Origin of the sequence: Pseudomonas sp. PA-7-1E (genome assembly GCF_021605325.1) — a bacterium.
Taxonomy (GTDB): Bacteria; Pseudomonadota; Gammaproteobacteria; order Pseudomonadales; family Pseudomonadaceae; genus Aquipseudomonas; species Aquipseudomonas fluorescens_BV.
Genome location: NZ_WKFA01000004.1, coordinates 86,439 through 105,285 on the forward strand (window position 1 = coordinate 86,439; position 18,847 = coordinate 105,285).

The 18,847-nt window shown below is 61.6% G+C and carries 9 protein-coding genes and 2 pseudogenes; 6 read left to right on the top strand and 5 right to left on the bottom strand.

Annotation, left to right across the window (positions count from 1 at the left end; translation table 11 throughout):
- Positions 1–93: 93 nt before the first annotated feature.
- The 3 genes from GIW79_RS04015 to putP form a co-directional block, all read right to left on the bottom strand.
- A complete protein-coding gene (locus GIW79_RS04015; protein WP_236452576.1) occupies positions 94–819 on the bottom strand; it encodes a DUF4123 domain-containing protein in 726 nt (241 codons plus the stop codon).
- Positions 819–2,840, bottom strand: coding sequence for a type VI secretion system tip protein TssI/VgrG (tssI, locus tag GIW79_RS04020; RefSeq protein ID WP_236452578.1), 2,022 nt, complete (start codon positions 2,838–2,840; stop codon positions 819–821). The genes GIW79_RS04015 and tssI overlap by 1 nt, the downstream gene beginning before the upstream one ends.
- A 217-nt stretch (positions 2,841–3,057) precedes the next feature.
- A complete protein-coding gene (putP, locus tag GIW79_RS04025) occupies positions 3,058–4,542 on the bottom strand; it encodes a sodium/proline symporter PutP (protein WP_034125609.1) in 1,485 nt (494 codons plus the stop codon).
- Positions 4,543–5,003: 461 nt separating this feature from the next.
- Here putP and putA point away from each other — a divergent pair, with 461 nt between their 5' ends.
- Both putA and GIW79_RS04035 read left to right on the top strand, forming a co-directional pair.
- A complete protein-coding gene (gene putA, locus GIW79_RS04030; RefSeq protein WP_236452582.1) occupies positions 5,004–8,957 on the top strand; it encodes a trifunctional transcriptional regulator/proline dehydrogenase/L-glutamate gamma-semialdehyde dehydrogenase in 3,954 nt (1,317 codons plus the stop codon).
- A 241-nt stretch (positions 8,958–9,198) separates the two neighbouring features.
- The gene (locus tag GIW79_RS04035; protein ID WP_236452583.1) at positions 9,199–11,001 is read left to right on the top strand and encodes an acyl-CoA dehydrogenase; all 1,803 of its coding nucleotides are present in this window, start codon (positions 9,199–9,201) and stop codon (positions 10,999–11,001) included.
- Here the strand turns inward: GIW79_RS04035 and GIW79_RS04040 are convergent.
- Both GIW79_RS04040 and GIW79_RS04045 read right to left on the bottom strand, forming a co-directional pair.
- Positions 10,998–11,291: a cell division protein ZapA gene (locus GIW79_RS04040; RefSeq protein ID WP_003187971.1), complete on the bottom strand. Its 294-nt coding sequence runs from the start codon at positions 11,289–11,291 to the stop codon at positions 10,998–11,000. The two genes, GIW79_RS04035 and GIW79_RS04040, sit on opposite strands and share 4 nt — an antisense overlap.
- Positions 11,288–11,518 carry a hypothetical protein gene (locus GIW79_RS04045; RefSeq protein ID WP_003187970.1) on the bottom strand — a complete coding sequence of 77 codons (231 nt, stop codon included), beginning with the start codon at positions 11,516–11,518 and terminating at the stop codon, positions 11,288–11,290. Before GIW79_RS04045 ends, GIW79_RS04040 begins: the two co-directional genes overlap by 4 nt.
- Positions 11,519–11,861: 343 nt before the next feature.
- On the opposite strand from GIW79_RS04045, the pseudogene GIW79_RS29745 reads away from it, so the two are divergent.
- The 4 genes and pseudogenes from GIW79_RS29745 to mscK all read left to right on the top strand — a co-directional run.
- Positions 11,862–12,518, top strand: a pseudogene (locus GIW79_RS29745) (MCP four helix bundle domain-containing protein); the annotation flags it as partial.
- A 303-nt stretch (positions 12,519–12,821) separates the two neighbouring features.
- A pseudogene (locus GIW79_RS29750) lies at positions 12,822–13,421 on the top strand (methyl-accepting chemotaxis protein); the annotation flags it as partial.
- Between the two features lie 242 nt (positions 13,422–13,663).
- Positions 13,664–15,406 (top strand): potassium/proton antiporter, encoded by a 1,743-nt coding sequence (locus tag GIW79_RS04055; protein WP_057975415.1) that lies wholly within the window; start codon positions 13,664–13,666, stop codon positions 15,404–15,406.
- Positions 15,407–15,455: 49 nt separating this feature from the next.
- A complete protein-coding gene (mscK, locus tag GIW79_RS04060; RefSeq protein ID WP_054896228.1) occupies positions 15,456–18,839 on the top strand; it encodes a mechanosensitive channel MscK in 3,384 nt (1,127 codons plus the stop codon).
- Positions 18,840–18,847: the final 8 nt, after the last annotated feature.

Sequence of the window (18,847 nt, forward strand, 5' to 3'; positions counted from 1 at the left end):
GCTCCTGCGCAGGGGGCGAAGTTTACCTTCTACCGGTGCAAAGGTGCAGGGCCGCATGGCGGGCGGCACGGAAGTGACGCTATCGCCAGGGGCTCAACTGAGCTGCGAGGCAAGGTAATCAGCCAGTGCACCATGGCTGATTTGCGGCCTGCGTGCGAAGTAGGCGACTTTATGCTGCAAGGTTGCTGGCGTAAACGCGGTATAGAGGTCAGGACGCTGCTCTTGGAGCCATTGCAGCAGGTTGTCGACCAGCACCTGCGGTGACTGCTGCGCCATATGCTTGAGCAACGATTCCGGCACCTGCCACCAGGGGCTGGCTGGGGCCGCAGTGACTGGTTTGGCCGCCACCGACAGCGGCTGGCCGTTGATCAAGTAGCGCTGGAACACCGGTAGCACGCCCCCGGCCCCGTCGCCTAATGACTGCAACATCGGCAAAAGGTGCGCGCCGTCCCAGAAACGCAAAAACACCGGTTGGCTTTCCGGCAGGTACACCTGGGTCAAACCCTTCAAATGCGCGATCACCACCTCCAGCGGGCTGGACGAGACCGCCAGCCAGCCCCAATCCGGCGCTTGGGTGGTGGCTATCCAATCGAGAAAGGCACTGCTCGGCTCAACGACGCCAACGTAGGGCATGACCTCATCCCAGTCAGCGTAGGCCGTGCCCGCCCAGATCGGTCGCGGCATCTTTGCAGCGGCCGTGGCTTGCCAGGCGGCGAGCGGCTTGGCGTCGCTGGCATTGCCCAGCACGGCGTACAGCTGTTCATCAGGCTGCAACGGGTATTGCGCCAGCCAGGCATTGGGCGTCAAGAGCGCGGGCATCAGGACGCACTCCGTGTATGGGCGTCGATGTCGCACTGGCCGTTCTTGCAGCGCTCGCATTCTTCGCAGAACGGCGCGCTGCGTTTGAGGCTGAACACTTGTGCACGGCTTAACGGCGCGGGAACCGCTGCCAATACAGCCTCTTTCAACCCAGGCATTAACGGCGCCGGCGTCGGGGCAGGCGCGCTGCCGAGCTGGATCGGCACACTGCTGAAAATCCCGCCCGCTGACAATGTGATCGACTGCCCGCCCGCCTGGATCGTCACGCTGGCACCCGCATCAATGATGATGCTTTGCCCGGCCCCCAGCGCAATGATTTGCCCGGCACGCATGTGCTGCGAACCGCCAACCACCAGATGGTCATCCTGCTTGAGCTCGGTCAAACGGTTGCCGTGGGTGATGCGCTGCTCCTGGCCCTGCAACTCATGGCGCGACTCGCCGCCCACCTGCACGCGACGCTGGTTATCGACCTGTACCTGTTGGTCGTGCAACACATGCTGGGTCCAGTCCCGCTGGGCGCGCAGGTAGATTTCCTCGGCACCCTTGCGGTCCTCGATACGCAGTTCGTTGTAGCCACCACCGCCAGGGCTGCTCTGGCTACGCCAGAGACTACGGGTCTTGTCCGCGGGCAGGTCGAGGGGCACAGGCGTGGCGGCGCTGGGCAGGCACCCCACCACCAGCGGCATATCCATGTCGCCATTGACGAACCCCACCAGCACTTCCATGCCAACCCGGGGTATCAGCACCACGCCATAACGGTCATGGGCCCAGCCACTGGCGACCCGCAGCCAGCAACTGGAATGGTCGTTGTGCTCGCCGACACGATCCCAGGCCAGTTGCACCTTGACCCGGCCGTATTCGTCACAGTGAACCTCACTGTCAACCGGGCCGGTGACCACTGCACTTTGATATCCCGATACCGTCGGGCGCGGCTGCTCCGGCAAGGGCGGACGAAACACCGCATCCCATGGCGCGGCGACAAATGCGTTGCGATACCCTTGGCGCAGTTCCCCTCCGTCCTCCTCGGTGACCGCTTCCTCCAGCACCTGAGGCTGCTTGCCTTCATGGCGCACCTGCGTCACCAGCCACAGGTCGTTCCAGTCCTCACGGGGGTGCTCACGCAACTGCAGAAACCGGCCACTGGCCAACGCCGGCTCATCGCCCTGGCCATGGGCACTACGATAGTCGCTGCGGTACCGCTCCAGGCCACGCTGGGCGAGGCATCTGCCTTGGGCTCGGTCGGAAAACTTGCCGGGGTAGTGCTGCGCTTCAAGCTTGGGCAATGACTTGTCGACGGCTGCGCTTTCCAGCTCGACATGGGGTTTGCGAAAGTCGTAATCGCGAAGATTCAACGCCGTGGTGCAGGTCGCCAATTGCAAGGTGAAGCGCTTGATCGCAGGGTTAGCGGCGACCATTCCCGAACCAGGCCGGTACGGCGTGGGCTGATCTGCCTGGGCAAATACGGTCTGGTCATCGCCAAACACCAGCAGATGCCCTGCGGGGGAATGCTGGAAGTGATAGTGAATACCCAGCTCGGCACACAGGCGCTGGATGAACGCCAGGTCGCTCTCGCCGAACTGCACGCAATATTCACGCTCCGGGTAATCACCGCTCAACCGGAACTCAAAGCGATCACTGTGAATCCCCTGCCCTGCCAGCACCTGAGCAACAATCTGCGGCACCGTCTTATGCTGAAAAATGCGCTGGTGGCTGCTGTGTGCCAGGTACGCCAGATGCGGCGCAAGGCTGAGCTGGTAACGCGTCAGGCGCCGGCCCGAGTCGCCCTGGGCAACCCGATACACCAGGCCGTGAACGCCATGCCCCTGATCGTCGAAGCCCAAGTACACCTGGCGATGCAGCAAGCCCTCCAGGTCGATATCCGGCTGCTCGCTGACCAGCTCAAGTTCAAAACGATAGGACTGGCTGATGGCCTCGGTGCCGTCGAACGCGAACACCTCGAAATCACTCGGCGCCCCATCCAGGGCCAGGGTAAATGCAGGTTGGTTGGCAGGAGCGAACATCCGGTGTTTCTCTGCGAAGGGTGGGCGGTCGATTCTGCACCAGCCGTTCGCCTTGCCGAGCGCTGCCTCGGCAAATAAGTAAGGTCCTACGTGAGCACCGCTGGAACCCACGAGCATCGACGGCAATTGCACCAATCAGCCCACACAAAAAAAGGCCCAGTGTCCTTCGGACGTGGGCCTTTCTTGTTCGTTCAGTAGGCGTTAAACGCCCAGCGAATTACTTGTTCAAGTTGTAATCTTTTTCCGCAGCATCAAAACGCTCGACCATGCCCACCGTCGGTGCGCCCATCTTGCTCACGAAGTAGATCGCCAGGCTGGCGAAGATGAAGCCTGGGATGATTTCGTACAGGCCCAGCAATTCGAAGTGCTTCCACACGATCACGGTGATCGCGCCGACCAGGATGCCGGCCAGGGCGCCGTTGCGGGTCATGTGTTTCCAGATGACCGAGATCAGTACCACGGGGCCGAAGGCTGCACCGAAACCGGCCCAGGCGTAGCTGACCAGGCCCAGTACGCGGTTTTCCGGGTTGGCGGCCATGGCGATGGCGATCAAGGCCACTACCAGCACCATGATGCGACCGACCCATACCAGCTCAAGCTGGGAAGCGCCTTTGCGCAGGAACGCCTTGTAGAAGTCTTCCGTCAGGGCGCTGGAGCACACCAGCAGTTGGCAGCTCAGGGTGCTCATCACAGCCGCCAGAATGGCCGACAGCAACACACCGGCAACCCATGGATTGAACAGGATTTTGGCCAGCTCGATAAACACACGCTCTGGGTTTTCAGTCACCGGGCCCGCCACTTCCGGGTGCGCCGAGAAGTAAGCGATACCGAAGAAGCCCACCGCCACGGTGCCGCCCAAGCACAGGATCATCCAGGTCATGGAGATGCGACGCGCCTTGGCGATCGACTTAACCGAGTCCGCCGCCATGAAGCGCGCGAGGATGTGCGGCTGGCCGAAGTAGCCCAGGCCCCAGCCCATCAACGAGATAACGCCGATGAAGGTGGTGTTTTTCAGCATGTCGAAGCTGGTCGGGTCCTTGGCTTCAATGGCCAGGAAGGTGGTGTCTACGCCGCCGGTGGCCAGCAGCACGATGATCGGCGTGAGGATCAGCGCGAAGATCATCAGCGTGGCTTGCACGGTGTCGGTCCAGCTGACTGCCAGGAAACCACCGATGAAGGTGTAGGCAATAGTCGCCGCAGCACCGGCCCACAGCGCGGTCTCGTAGGACATGCCGAAGGTGCTTTCGAACAGGCGGGCGCCGGCGACGATGCCGGAGGCGCAGTAGATGGTGAAGAACACCAGGATCACCACGGCGGAGATGATCCGCAGCAGGCCGCTTTTATCTTCGAAGCGGCTGGAGAAGTAATCCGGCAGGGTCAGCGCGTCGCCGTTGTGTTCGGTCTGCACGCGCAGGCGGCCGGCCACGAACAACCAGTTGAGGTAAGCACCGACGATCAGGCCGATGGCAATCCAGCTTTCCGACAGACCGGACATGTAGATCGCGCCCGGCAAGCCCATCAACAGCCAGCCGCTCATGTCGGAAGCACCGGCGGACAAGGCTGTCACCACGCTACCGAGGCTGCGACCGCCCAGGATGTAATCGGAAAGGTTGTTGGTGGAGCGATAGGCCATCAGGCCGATCAGCACCATTGCTGCGATGTAGATCACGAACGTGATCAGGGTTGGATTACTAACGCTCATAGGAGTGACGCCCTGGCTTTGTTTTTATGTAGCGACGGTCATGGGGACGGCCACCCGTGGATAACCGGATAGACGAACCTGCATGCCGCGCATTTATGACTGGCGTTTCCCCAGGAAAGCCGCCAGCCGATGAACCCACCCAGAGAGTTGGTTGCACCTTGGTGCGCGAATGCTATTCAACAAAGCAAATAAGGTGCAACCAGTTTCTGCCGATTAAGTTGCACCCAAGTATGTTTTAGGCCAAACGCGCTTTTTTTGCTCCTTTTCGGAGCAAGAACAGCCGATCTCAGAAGCAAATGCACCAGCGTGAAGCGGATTCGGTCGTGTGTTTATTTTTTTCCGATCAAGCGTCGAACATTTAACCAACAAAAGGGTTGCACCCGGTTGCACCTCAGGATGGGCAAAGCTAATCTTGCCGCCAGCAGATGCCACTCGGTAGTGGCACCCATGAGGATAAAAAAATGGCAACGACCACCCTTGGGGTCAAACTCGACGACCCGACCCGCGAACGCCTGAAGGCCGCCGCGACCTCCATTGATCGCACGCCGCACTGGCTGATCAAGCAGGCGATTTTCAATTACCTGGAGAAACTCGAGGGTGGTGCAACCCTGTCCGAGCTCAATGGCTTGAGCACCAAGGAGGCCGATGATGCCGGCGAGGTCCAGGCCGACCACGCCCACCAGTGCTTCCTTGAGTTCGCCGAGAGCATCCTGCCGCAATCGGTATTGCGTGCCGCAATCACCGCCGCTTACCGCCGCCCCGAGCCGGAAGTGGTACCGATGCTGATCGAACAGGCGCGCCTGCCGGCACCGATGGCCGAAGCCACCAACAAGCTGGCCGCGAGCATTGCCGAAAAACTGCGCAATCAGAAGAGTGCCGGCGGCCGTGCCGGTATTGTTCAGGGCCTGCTGCAAGAATTCTCCTTGTCGTCCCAGGAAGGCGTGGCGCTGATGTGCCTGGCCGAAGCGCTGCTGCGTATCCCGGACAAAGGCACCCGCGATGCGCTGATCCGCGACAAGATCAGCACCGGCAACTGGCAGCCCCACCTGGGCAACAGCCCATCGCTGTTCGTCAACGCCGCTACCTGGGGCCTGCTGCTGACTGGCAAGCTGGTGTCCACCCACAACGAAGCAGGCCTGACCTCGTCCCTGAGCCGCATCATCGGCAAGAGCGGCGAGCCGATGATCCGCAAGGGCGTCGACATGGCCATGCGCCTGATGGGCGAGCAGTTCGTCACCGGCGAAACCATCGCCGAAGCCTTGGCCAATGCGAGCAAATTCGAAGCCAAGGGCTTCCGCTATTCCTACGACATGCTCGGTGAAGCCGCACTCACCGAACACGACGCCCAGAAGTACCTGGCCTCGTACGAACAAGCCATTCATTCCATCGGCAAAGCCTCCCATGGCCGTGGGATCTATGAAGGCCCGGGCATCTCCATCAAGCTCTCCGCCCTGCACCCGCGCTACAGCCGTGCGCAGTACGAGCGCGTGATGGACGAGTTGTACCCGCGCCTGCTGTCGCTAACCTTGCTGGCCAAGCAGTACGACATCGGCCTGAACATCGACGCCGAAGAAGCCGACCGCCTGGAGCTGTCCCTGGACCTGCTCGAACGCCTGTGCTTCGAGCCGCAATTGACCGGCTGGAACGGCATCGGCTTTGTGATCCAGGCGTACCAGAAGCGTTGCTCATATGTGATCGACTACGTCATCGACCTGGCCCGCCGCAGCCGCCATCGCCTGATGATCCGCCTGGTAAAAGGCGCGTACTGGGACAGCGAAATCAAGCGCGCCCAGGTCGAAGGCCTGGAAGGCTACCCGGTGTACACCCGTAAGGTGTACACCGACGTTTCCTACATTGCCTGCGCGCGCAAACTGCTGTCGGTGCCGGAAGTCATCTACCCGCAGTTCGCCACGCACAACGCCCACACCCTGTCGGCTATCTACCACATCGCCGGTCAGAACTATTACCCCGGCCAGTACGAGTTCCAGTGCCTGCACGGCATGGGTGAACCGCTGTACGAACAGGTTGTAGGCAAGGTTTCCGAAGGTAAGTTGAACCGTCCGTGCCGTGTGTACGCGCCGGTCGGTACCCACGAAACGCTGCTGGCCTATCTGGTACGCCGCCTGCTGGAAAACGGCGCCAACACCTCGTTCGTCAACCGCATCGCTGACCAGTCCATCTCGATCCAGGAACTGGTAGCCGACCCGGTAGCCAGCATCGAGCAAATGGCAACCCAGGAAGGCGGTTTCGGCCTGCCGCACCCGCGCATCCCTTTGCCGCGTGACCTGTACGGCAGCGACCGCGCCAACTCGGCCGGTATCGACCTGGCCAACGAACATCGCCTGGCCTCGTTGTCCTGCGCCCTGCTGGCCACTGCTCACAACAACTGGAAAGCCGCACCGATGCTCGGTTGCGCCGCCAGCAATGAAGCGGCACAACCGGTTCTGAACCCATCCGACCTGCGTGATGTGGTCGGCCAGGTACAGGAAGCCACCGTCGAAGACGTCGACAACGCCATCCAGTGCGCCATCAGCGCCGCGCCGATCTGGCAGGCCACCCCGCCCGCCGAACGCGCTGCCATCCTCGAACGCGCCGCCGACCTGATGGAAGGCGAGATCCAGCCGCTTATGGGCTTGCTGGCCCGTGAAGCCGGCAAGACCTTCGCCAACGCCATCGCCGAAGTGCGTGAAGCCGTGGACTTCCTGCGTTACTACGCGGTGCAGGCGCGCAACGACTTTACCAATGACGCCCACCGCCCATTGGGCCCGGTGGTGTGCATCAGCCCGTGGAACTTCCCGCTCGCCATCTTCAGCGGCCAGGTAGCTGCAGCGCTGGCTGCTGGTAACCCGGTGCTGGCCAAGCCTGCCGAGCAGACGCCGCTGGTGGCTGCCCAGGCCGTACGTATTCTGCTTGAAGCCGGTATTCCGGAAGGCGTGCTGCAATTGCTGCCAGGCCAGGGCGAAAGCGTCGGTGCCCGTCTGGTGGGTGATGATCGCGTCAAAGGCGTGATGTTCACCGGTTCCACCGAAGTGGCGCGCCTGCTGCAACGCAATGTCGCCGGTCGCCTGGATGCCCAGGGTCGCCCGATTCCGCTGATCGCCGAAACCGGTGGCCAGAACGCGATGATCGTCGATTCCTCGGCGCTGACCGAACAAGTGGTGATCGACGTCGTATCGTCGGCCTTCGACAGCGCCGGTCAACGTTGTTCGGCCCTGCGCGTACTGTGCCTGCAGGAAGATTCGGCAGACCGTGTGGTCGAAATGCTCAAGGGCGCCATGGCTGAATGCCGCCTGGGTAACCCGGAACGCCTGTCGGTCGACATCGGCCCGGTGATCGACGCCGAAGCCAAGGCCGGTATCGAGAAACACATCCAGGCCATGCGCGACAAAGGCCGCAACGTTTACCAGGTGGCGATTGCCGACGGTGAAGAGATCAAGCGCGGCACCTTCGTGATGCCGACCCTGATCGAGCTGGAAAGCTTCGACGAACTGCAACGCGAGATCTTCGGCCCGGTATTGCACGTAGTGCGCTACAAGCGCAAAGAGATCGACCAGCTCATCGGCCAGATCAACGCTTCCGGCTACGGCCTGACCCTGGGCGTGCACACCCGCATCGACGAGACCATCGCCAAGGTGATCGACAACGTCAATGCCGGTAACGTCTACGTCAACCGCAACATTGTTGGCGCCGTGGTCGGCGTGCAGCCGTTCGGCGGCGAAGGCCTGTCCGGCACTGGCCCGAAAGCCGGTGGCCCGCTGTACCTGTACCGCTTGCTGTCGACTCGTCCTACCGATGCGATCGAGCAATCCTTCGTACGGGGCGACAAGCTGGCCGCGCCGGATGTGCGCCTGCGTGATGCCATGAGCCAATCGCTGACCGCCCTGAAAACCTGGGCCGACGGCAATAAGTTCAGCGAACTGAGCGCGTTGTGCACGCAATTCGCCGCCCAATCGCAGAGCGGTATCACCCGCCAACTGGCCGGCCCGACTGGCGAGCGCAACAGCTACGCCATCCTGCCGCGCGAGCACGTGCTGTGCCTGGCCGAAGTGGAAGGCGACCTGCTGACCCAACTGGCGGCGGTATTGGCCGTCGGTGGTTCGGCGGTATGGCCGGAAACCGAGCTGACCAAGGCCTTGTTCCCACGCCTGCCTAAAGAGATTCAGGCGAAGATCAAGCGCGTGGCCGACTGGTCCAAGGACGACGTGGTGTTTGACGCTGTGCTGCATCACGGTGATTCCGACCAACTGCGTGCGGTGTGCCAGCAAGTGGCGCAGCGCGGTGGGGCGATTGTCGGGGTGCATGGCATGTCGCAAGGCGAAACGGCGATTGCGCTGGAGCGTCTGGTGATCGAGCGCGCGTTGAGCGTTAACACTGCTGCAGCGGGTGGTAACGCCAGCCTGATGACCATCGGCTAACTGACACAACGCGGCTGATCGCGGCTGATCGTTCCCACGCTCCGCGTGGGAATGCAGCTCAAGGACGCTCTGCGTCCAGAAGCGTGACGCGGAGCGTCAAAAGAGGCGTTCCCACGCAGAGCGTGGGAACGATCTCGATGCCTCGCCAGCGTTCTGCCCCTCTATCACTTAGATCAATCTTGCTACCCACCCTCCATTCGCGGACTTAGACTCAGGCCAATTCCTTCAAAGGTACGCCGCCATGTCCGAGACGCTGCTCAGTTCCCGCAATCTGGCTTTCGAGCTGTACGAAGTCCTCGATGCCGAGGGCCTGACCCAGCGCGAGCGGTTTGCCGAACACAACCGTGAAACCTTCGATGCCGCGATCAGCACGGCGCGCAACATCGCAGAAAAGTACTTCGCCCCTCACAACCGCAAGAACGACGAAAACGAACCGCGCTATGAAAACGGCCAGGCGATCCTGATCCCCGAGGTCAAACCCGCCGTGGACGCCTTCCTTGAAGCCGGCTTCCTCAACGCAGCACGTAGCTTTGAAGCAGGCGGCATGCAACTGCCGACCCTGTTGTCCCAGGCCTGTTTCGCGCACTTCCAATCGGCCAACGCCGCCTCGACGTCCTACCCGTTCCTGACCATGGGCGCCGCCAACCTGATCGAAAGCTTCGGCACCGAGGAGCAGAAACAACGCTTCCTGCAGCCAATGATCGACGGGCGCTTCTTCGGCACCATGGCCCTGACCGAGCCCCATGCAGGCTCCTCCCTGTCGGACATTCGTACCCGTGCAGAGCCCGCGACTGACGGCAGTTATCGGCTCAAGGGCAACAAGATCTTTATTTCCGGTGGCGACCATTCGCTATCGGAAAACATCGTGCATATGGTGCTGGCAAAATTGCCGGACGCTCCCGCAGGCGTGAAGGGCATTTCGCTGTTTATCGTGCCCAAGTTCCTGGTCAACGAGGACGGCAGCCTGGGCGCTCGCAACGATGTGCTGCTGGCAGGGCTGTTCCACAAGATGGGCTGGCGCGGCACCACGTCCACGGCGCTTAACTTTGGCGATAACGGCAACTGTGTCGGCTATCTGGTGGGCAAGCCGCACCAGGGGCTGAGCTGCATGTTCCAGATGATGAACGAGGCACGCATCGGCGTGGGCATGGGCGCGGTGATGCTCGGTTACGCCGGCTACCTCTACTCCCTGGACTACGCCCGCGAACGGCCCCAGGGGCGCCTGCCTGATAGTAAAGACCCGAGCACCGCACCGGTGGCGATCATCCAGCACGCCGACATCAAGCGCATGCTACTGACCCAGAAAGCCTATGTGGAAGGCGCCTTTGACCTCGGCCTCTACGCGGCGCGGCTATTCGACGACACCACCACCCTGCAAACCGACACCGAGCGCAAGCAAGCCCACGAACTGCTCGACCTGCTCACGCCCATCGTCAAATCCTGGCCGTCGGAGTTCTGCCTCAAGGCCAACGAGCTGGCGATCCAGATTCTCGGCGGCCACGGCTACACCCGCGAATACCCGGTGGAGCAGTACTACCGCGACAACCGCCTGAACCCCATCCATGAAGGCACCCACGGCATCCAGTCCCTGGACCTGCTCGGGCGCAAATTGGCGCAGAACGGCGGCGCCGGTTTAAAGCAGTTGATTCGCCTGATCGCCGAAACCGGAGCCCGGGCGCAAAAGCACCCTTCACTCACGGCACTGCGAGAGCCTCTGGAGCAACTGGTAAACCGGCTGCAAAGCGTCACGATTGGCCTGCTGACCGATCTCGCCCAAGGCAAGGTCAACAGCAGCCTGGCGAACTCGGCGCTGTACTTGAAAGTGTTCGGGCACACGGTGATTGGCTGGCGCTGGCTGGAACAGGCGATCCGCGCCGAAGAAGGGCTGGCCAAGGGTGACGCGGCTGACGCGGCCTTTTATAAGGGCAAGCTCCAGGCTGCCCGGTACTTCCTGACCTGGGAAGTACCGAGCTGCCATCATGAACTGGCGATTCTGGAAGCACGCGACGATACGTGCCTGGGCATGCAAGACGAGTGGTTCTAAGGCTGACCGATCACCTTGGAGATCACATCGACCGTGGCGCTGACTTGCTCTTGGTAACGGTCGAGTTCCTGCTGGTGAGCCTGTTGCATTTCAATCTGCTCGGCGCACAGGTTCAGCGCGGCCAGTACCAATAGCTTGTCACCGATCAGGGTCGGGTACTTTTTCTTGGTAACCGCCAGGGAGGCCTTGAGCATGGTCACGGCATGCATCAGGGTCTGATCTTCGCCGGCCGGTGCCTTGATCGAGTAATCCTCTCCGAGAATCGAAACGACCTTTATGCCCTCACTCATGCGCTGACAGGCCCTGCACTTACACGCTCAACCAGCGCCTGAATGCGGGCGGCGGTGGCGCCGTGCTTTTCTTCCTGTTCCATCAGGTTCAGTTGCAGGCTGTCGTTTTCGTCCTTGGCGCGGGCCAGCTCGGCCTTGAGGGATTCGTTGCTGCCCAGCAATTCTTGATTCTGCTGTACGAGGTCGCTGACCAGTTGTTCCAATTGGCTGAGGGATGCTTCTAACATTTTGATTTCTCGGGCTTTTAAAAAGGGCGGTGACGATAAAGAAAATTCACCTCGGATGCCAGGGTTATCCCTGGCCGCGCAGCCCGATGATGCAAGGCCGGGCCGCACTTTCGAGCCTTAGTGACTGCATTTACCCGATCTGGTTCCTGAACTCACCCAACCCCTGGTCCGATGCGACAAAAGCGCGCGCCCCCTTAAGACTTTAGTCGCATGGCCGATAAGGCGGGCACACCTCGTCTCATGGCCGCATGGATAGCGCCTCCCCCAGGACTCCAGCATGTCTCTTCGTAATATGAATATCGCCCCGAGGGCCTTCCTCGGCTTCGCGTTTATTGGCGCCTTGATGTTGTTGCTCGGTGTGTTCGCCCTGAACCAGATGAGCAAAATTCGTGCAGCCACCGAAGACATCACCTCGGCCAGCGTGCCCAGCATTCGCGCCCTGGATGAATTCACCCAACTGACCCTGCGCCTGCGCGTGCTGTCGTACCGCTTGCTGACCAACCGCGAGCCGGATGTACAGCAAAAGACCCTGGAAGCCTTTGAACTGCGCAATCAGCAGATTCGCACAGCCCAGGACATCTACGAAAAACTGATCACCAGCACCGAAGAGCGCAACGTCTACAACGAGTACGTGCGCCTGCTGGGCCAGTACCGCCAGATTGAAGAGCGCATGAAGAGCCTGTCTCGCGCCAATCAGGTCAACGAGCTGCGCAGCCTGCTCAACACCGAGTTGCTGGACAACTCCGAGCAGGTCAATGCGGTCTTGACCCGCTTGCTGGATATCAATAACGACGACGCCAACGCCACCAACCAGCGCGCCAAAGACCAATACGACATGGCCTTTGACCTGGTGGTAGGCCTGCTGGTGATTGCCACGGCGCTGACCTTGCTGTTTGCCTGGTTGCTGACCCGCAGCATCACCCTGCCCATCGCCCAGGCGCTAGAAGCCGCCGAAGAAGTGGCCGAAGGCAACCTGACGCGCCCGATCAGTGTGGACGGCAACGACGAAGCCGGGCGCCTGCTCGCGGCCATGGCCAAGATGCAACACAAACTGCGCGACACCCTGCAACGTATCGCCGGCTCCGCTACCCAGCTGGCGTCTGCCGCTGAAGAGCTGAATGCGGTCACCGACGAAAGCGCCCGTGGCCTGACCCAGCAGAACAACGAAATCGAACAGGCCGCCACTGCCGTCAACGAGATGACCAGCGCGGTGGAAGAAGTCGCACGCAACGCGGTGAGCACCTCCGAAGCCTCGCGCAATGCCACCACCTCCGCCGGTGACGGTCGCGACCTGGTGCAGGAAACCGTTAGCGCTATCGAACGCATGAGTACCGACGTGCAGGCCACCGCTTCCCTGATTGGCGACCTGGCCAATGAATCGAGGGATATCGGTAAAGTGCTGGACGTGATCCGTGGCCTGGCTGACCAGACCAACCTGCTGGCCCTGAACGCCGCGATCGAAGCAGCGCGAGCCGGGGAAGCCGGGCGTGGTTTCGCCGTGGTGGCCGATGAAGTGCGGGCGCTGGCCCATCGCACCCAGCAGTCCACCAGCGAAATCGAGCGCATGATCGGCAGCATCCAGACAGGCACTGAACACGCGGTGGATTCGATGCGCAACAGCACCGAGCGCGCCGAATCGACACTCAACATCGCCCGAGGCGCGGGCCTGTCGCTGGACACTATCAACACGGCGATTGTGGAGATCAACGAGCGCAACCTGGTGATCGCCAGTGCGGCGGAAGAACAGGCTCAGGTGGCGCGGGAAGTGGACCGCAACCTGGTGAATATCCGTGACCTGTCGGTGCAATCGGCAACCGGCGCCAGCCAGACCAGCGCGGCGAGCGGTGAGTTGTCGCGCTTGGCGGTGGATCTGAATGGGATGGTCGGAAGGTTCCGCCTCTGAAATAAGCCTTTGCTCACACCGCATACCTTGTGGGAGCTGGCTTGCCTGCGATAGCAATCTGTCAGCTGACGCCCATGGCGCCTGGCACACCGCAATCGCAGGCAAGCCAGCTCCCACATTTGAGCGATGTGCAGCCACAAAAGCTTTTTGACAGCGCAGCAATTCAACAGGTTAGAATCCCTGGCACGCAGACTGCATGGTCAGTTTGCGCCCTGTCTTCCCCCTGCCCTGGAGTACTGCCTTTGAATGCGACGACCATCAACAGCCTGTTCTTGATCGGCGCGTTGCTGGTGACTGCGAGCATTCTGGTGAGTTCGCTTTCGTCACGCCTGGGTATCCCTATCCTGGTGATTATCCTGGCCGTGGGCATGACCGCCGGGGTCGATGGCGGTGGCATCATTTTCGATAACTACCCCACCGCCTATCTGGTGGGCAACCTCGCCCTCGCCGTGATCCTGCTCGACGGCGGTTTGCGCACCCGGGTGGCGAGTTTCCGCGTGGCGCTGTGGCCGGCCTTGTCCCTGGCCACGGTGGGGGTGTTGATTACCACCGGCCTCACGGGCATGGCGGCGGCCTGGCTGTTCGACCTCAACATCATCCAAGGCTTGCTGATCGGCGCCATCGTCGGCTCCACGGACGCCGCGGCGGTATTCTCGCTGCTGGGCGGCAAGGGCCTCAACGAGCGGGTCAGCGCCAGCCTGGAAATCGAATCCGGCAGCAACGACCCGATGGCGGTGTTCCTCACCGTCACCCTGATCGACATGCTCGCCAGCGGCCAGACCGGCCTGCACTGGAGCCTGCTCACGCACCTGATCCGCGAATTCGGCATCGGTGGCCTGGTAGGCCTGGGCGGCGGCTGGCTGATGTTGCAGCTGGTCAACCGCATCAACCTGGCCAACGGCCTGTACCCGATCCTGGTGATCGCCGGCGGCCTGTTCGTGTTTGCCCTGACCAACGCCCTGCACGGCAGCGGCTTCCTCGCCGTGTACCTGTGCGGGCTGGTGATCGGCAACCGCCCGGTGCGCAGCCGCCATGGCATTTTGCACATGCTCGACGGCATGGCCTGGCTGGCGCAGATCGGGATGTTTTTGGTGCTGGGCCTGTTGGTCACGCCTCACGATTTGCTGCCCATCGCCCTGCCCGCCCTGGGCCTGGCGCTGTGGATGATCCTGTTTGCCCGGCCGCTGTCGGTGATGGTTGGCCTGCTGCCATTCAAGGCGTTCCACGGGCGCGAAAAAGCCTTTATAGCCTGGGTCGGCCTGCGCGGCGCGGTACCGATCATCCTCGCGGTGTTCCCGCTGATGGCCGGCCTGCCCCATGCGCAGCTGTACTTCAACCTGGCATTCTTTATCGTGCTGGTCTCGCTGTTGGTGCAGGGCACCAGCCTGCCGTGGGTGGCCAAGTTGCTCAAAGTCACCGTACCGCCAGACCCGGCACCGATCTCCCGCGCGGCCCTGGAAGTGCACGTTACCAGCGAGTGGGAGCTGTTCGTCTACCGCCTGGGCGCTGAAAAATGGTGCATCGGAGCGGCCCTGCGCGAGCTGAAAATGCCCGAAGGCACGCGCATCGCCGCGCTGTTTCGTGGCCAGCAACTGCTCCATCCGTCGGGTAGTACGGTGCTGGAAGTCGGCGATTTGCTCTGTGTGATCGGCCACGAACACAACCTGCCGGCCCTGGGCAAATTGTTCAGCCAGGCGCCGCAACGGGGCCTCGATTTGCGCTTCTTCGGTGACTTCGTACTGGAAGGCGACGCCCAGCTGGGCGCGGTTTCCGCCTTGTACGGGCTCAAGCTTGAAGGTATCGACCCGGACATGCCATTGAGCCGCTTCATTACCCAGAAGGTTGGCGGTGCACCGGTAGTCGGCGACCAGGTGGAGTGGAACAACACCATCTGGACTGTCGCCGTCATGGACGGGAACAAGATTGGCAAAGTCGGCGTCAGATTCCCCGAAGGAAGTCGCCCGGGCCCCGGACTCTTCCTCTAAACTGCGGGACAACGACGCCCCGATTCTTCACTTTGCAAGACCGGTCTCTATGCCAACCCTGCGTACTTTTCTCGCCACTGCCCTGCTGGGCCTGACCCTTTGTGTTGGCAGCGTATACGCCGCCGACCCGCCCAGCGCCGAAGCCGTCCAGCAAAGCCTGGATAAACTGCCCGACCGCAAGCTGCCTGACGCCGACATGAAGGCGCTGCAGGCGACCCTGCAACAGACCCTGACCTACCTGGGCAATCAGCAGGACTACGAGCAGCGCCTGGCCGACCTCAAGCGCCAGCTGGAAGAGGCCCCGCGCCAGACCAATGAGAACCAGCGTGAGCTGGCGCGCCTCAAGGCCACCAAAATCATTCCGGTGGCCCAACGCTACGCCAGCCTGCCGGTGCCGCAGCTTGAGCAGTTATTGGTGCAACGCAGCACCCAGCAAGGCGACCTGCAAAAAGAACTGGCCGACGCCAACAGCCTGACCATCGCCGCCCAGACCCGCCCTGAGCGCGCCCAGACCGAGATCAGCAGCAGTCAGACGCGCATCCAGCAAATCAACGCGACGCTCAAGCTTGGCAAAGACAATGGCAAACCTCTCAGCGGCGACCAGCGCAACCAGCTCAACGCCGAACTGGCGGCCCTGAATGCCTTGATTCCCCTGCGCCGCCAGGAATTGGCCGGCAACAGCCAGCTGCAAGACCTGGGCAACAGCCAGCACGACCTGATTCAGGAAAAAACCGCACGCCTGGAGCAAGAAATCCAGGACCTGCAAACCCTGATCAACCAGAAACGCCTGGCCCAGTCCCAGCAGACGGTGACCCAACAGTCCATCGAAGCGCAGAAAGCCGGCGGCAGTAGCATCCTTGCCAAGGAAAGCGCAGACAACCTGAAGCTGTCCGACTACCTGCTCAAAAGCACCGACCGCCTCAACGACCTGACCCAGAAAAACCTGCAGACCAAGCAGCAACTGGACACCGTGACCCAAAGCGATTCGGCCCTGGACGAGCAGATCAACGTGCTCAAGGGCAGCCTGCTGCTGTCCAAGATTCTCTATAAACAAAAGCAGGCCCTGCCGCGTCTCACCGTGGACAAAGACCTGGCCGACGACATCGCCAACATTCGCCTGTATCAGTTCGAGGTCAACCAACAGCGTGAGCTGATCAGTTCCCCAAGCGCCTATGTGGACAACCTGCTGGCGAACCAGCCACCGGATGAGGTCACCCCGCAACTGCGCCGCACCTTGCTGGAAGTGGCGATCACCCGCAGCGACCTGTTGGAGCGTCTGAGCCGCGAGCTGAGTGCACTGCTCAACGAATCCATCACCCTGCAACTGAACCAGAAACAACTGCTCAGCACCGCCAGCACCCTGCGGGCCACGCTCGACGAGCAAATGTTCTGGATCCCCAGCAACAAGCCGCTGGACACTGAATGGCTGGAAACCGTACCGGCGCATCTGAGCAAACAGGTCACCACCCTGCCTTGGGCGTCCAGCGTCAGTGAGCTGTATGACGGCCTGACCCAACGCCCACTGCTGTTCCTGCCGTTGCTGTTGCTGATCGGCGCGCTGTTGTGGCGACGCAATGCGCTGTATGTGCGCCTGAAAAAGGTTCACCAGGACATCGGCCACTTCAAGCGCGACAGCCAGTGGCATACGCCGCAGGCCATCCTGATCAACATCCTGCTGGCGATGCCCGTGGCCCTGGGCCTGGCGCTGTGCGGCTACGCGTTGCAGATCGACGCCCGCGGGCAAAACGCCAACCTGGGCGCGGCCTTGCTGCAGATCGCCCAAGCCTGGCTGGTGTTCTACACCGCCTACCGCATCCTCGCGCCGGGCGGCGTGGCGGAGCTGCACTTTCGCTGGGAAAGGCCGCAGGTCGAATTCCTGCAAGGCTGGATACGCAAGCTCGGGCTGGTGGTACTGGCGCTGGTGGCCGTGGTCGCAATTGCCGAACATCAACCGGCGGCGCTGGCTGACGACGTGTTGGGTATCGCCGTGGTACTGACCTGCTACGGGCTGATGGCCTGGCTGCTGGGCCGCCTGCTGCTGAACAGCCCAACCCACGAAAAGGCCTCGTTGTTTCGCAAAGCTATCGGGGTGGTGTTCACCGCGCTGCCCATCGCTCTGTTTATTGCCGTGTGCTTTGGCTATTACTACACCGCGCTGAAACTCAGCGACCGGCTGATCAATACCCTGTACCTGCTGATGTTCTGGCTGGTGATCGAGGCCACCTTCGTGCGCGGCCTGGGTGTTGCCGCAAGGCGCCTGGCCTACGCCCGGGCCCTGGCCAAACGCCAGGCAGCCAAGGAGGCCGGTGACGGCGAAGCGGTGATCGAAGAGCCGACCCTGGACATCGAGCAGGTCAACGAACAGTCCATGCGCCTGATCCGCCTGGCCCTGCTCGGCGGCTTTATCGCGGCGCTGTACTGGGTGTGGTCGGACCTGATCTCGGTATTTTCCTACCTGGACAACGTCACGCTGTACGAATACACCAGCGGTACCGGTGCGAATATCAGCATGGTGCCCATCAGCATCGGCGACCTTCTGGGCGCGTCGATTATCATCGGTATCACCTTCGCCCTGGCGCGCAACCTGCCCGGCCTGCTGGAAGTGCTGGTGCTGTCCAAGCTCGACCTGGCCCAAGGCAGCGCCTACGCCACCACCACCTTGCTGTCCTACATCATTGCCGGCGTGGGCTTTGTCACCACCCTTTCCACCCTCGGTGTGAGCTGGGACAAACTGCAATGGCTGGTGGCCGCGCTGTCGGTGGGCCTGGGTTTCGGCATGCAGGAGATCTTCGCCAACTTCATCTCCGGCATCATGATTTTGTTCGAACGCCCGGTGCGCATCGGCGACACTATTACCATCGGCAACCTGTCGGGTACGGTGAGCAAGATCCGCATTCGTGCCACCACCATCACCGACTTCGACAACAAGGACATCATCGTCCCCAACAAAACCTTCATCACCGGGCAACTGATCAACTGGTCGCTGACCGACACCATCACCCGTGTCACCCTGAAACTGGGCGTGGACTACGGCTCCGACCTGGACCTGGTGAAGGAATTGCTACTCAAGGCGGCGCGAGAAAACCCACGAGTACTCAAAGAGCCGGAACCCCACGTGTACTTCCTCAACTTCGGCGAAAGCACCCTCGACCACGAGCTGCGCATGCATGTTCGCGACCTGGGCGACCGCAACCCGGTGTTGGACGAGGTCAACCGCTATATCAATCGTGAATTCAAGAAACAGCACATCAACATCTCGTTCCGGCAGATGGAAATCTACCTGAAGAATCTTCACGGCCAGGAATACAAATTGGTGCCGGCCGAAGACGAGCGCAAGACCATCGCCGAGCCCCTCGACAAGCCCGACGCCCCCGAGCCTCCTGCAGGCAAAGTCGTGGATGCGCCAGAGCCGCCACCCAGCAAACTCGACTAAACGCCCTA

Excerpts from the sequence above, each read along its gene's own strand:
- tssI (WP_236452578.1), bottom strand. The coding sequence starts at position 2,840 with ATGTTCGCTCCTGCCAACCAACCTGCATTTACCCTGGCCCTGGATGGG.
- GIW79_RS04015 (WP_236452576.1), bottom strand. The coding sequence starts at position 819 with ATGCCCGCGCTCTTGACGCCCAATGCCTGGCTGGCGCAATACCCGTTG.
- GIW79_RS04035 (WP_236452583.1), top strand. The coding sequence starts at position 9,199 with ATGTCCGAGACGCTGCTCAGTTCCCGCAATCTGGCTTTCGAGCTGTAC.
- putA (WP_236452582.1), top strand. The coding sequence starts at position 5,004 with ATGGCAACGACCACCCTTGGGGTCAAACTCGACGACCCGACCCGCGAA.
- GIW79_RS04040 (WP_003187971.1), bottom strand. The coding sequence starts at position 11,291 with ATGAGTGAGGGCATAAAGGTCGTTTCGATTCTCGGAGAGGATTACTCG.
- GIW79_RS04045 (WP_003187970.1), bottom strand. The coding sequence starts at position 11,518 with ATGTTAGAAGCATCCCTCAGCCAATTGGAACAACTGGTCAGCGACCTC.
- mscK (WP_054896228.1), top strand. The coding sequence starts at position 15,456 with ATGCCAACCCTGCGTACTTTTCTCGCCACTGCCCTGCTGGGCCTGACC.
- putP (WP_034125609.1), bottom strand. The coding sequence starts at position 4,542 with ATGAGCGTTAGTAATCCAACCCTGATCACGTTCGTGATCTACATCGCA.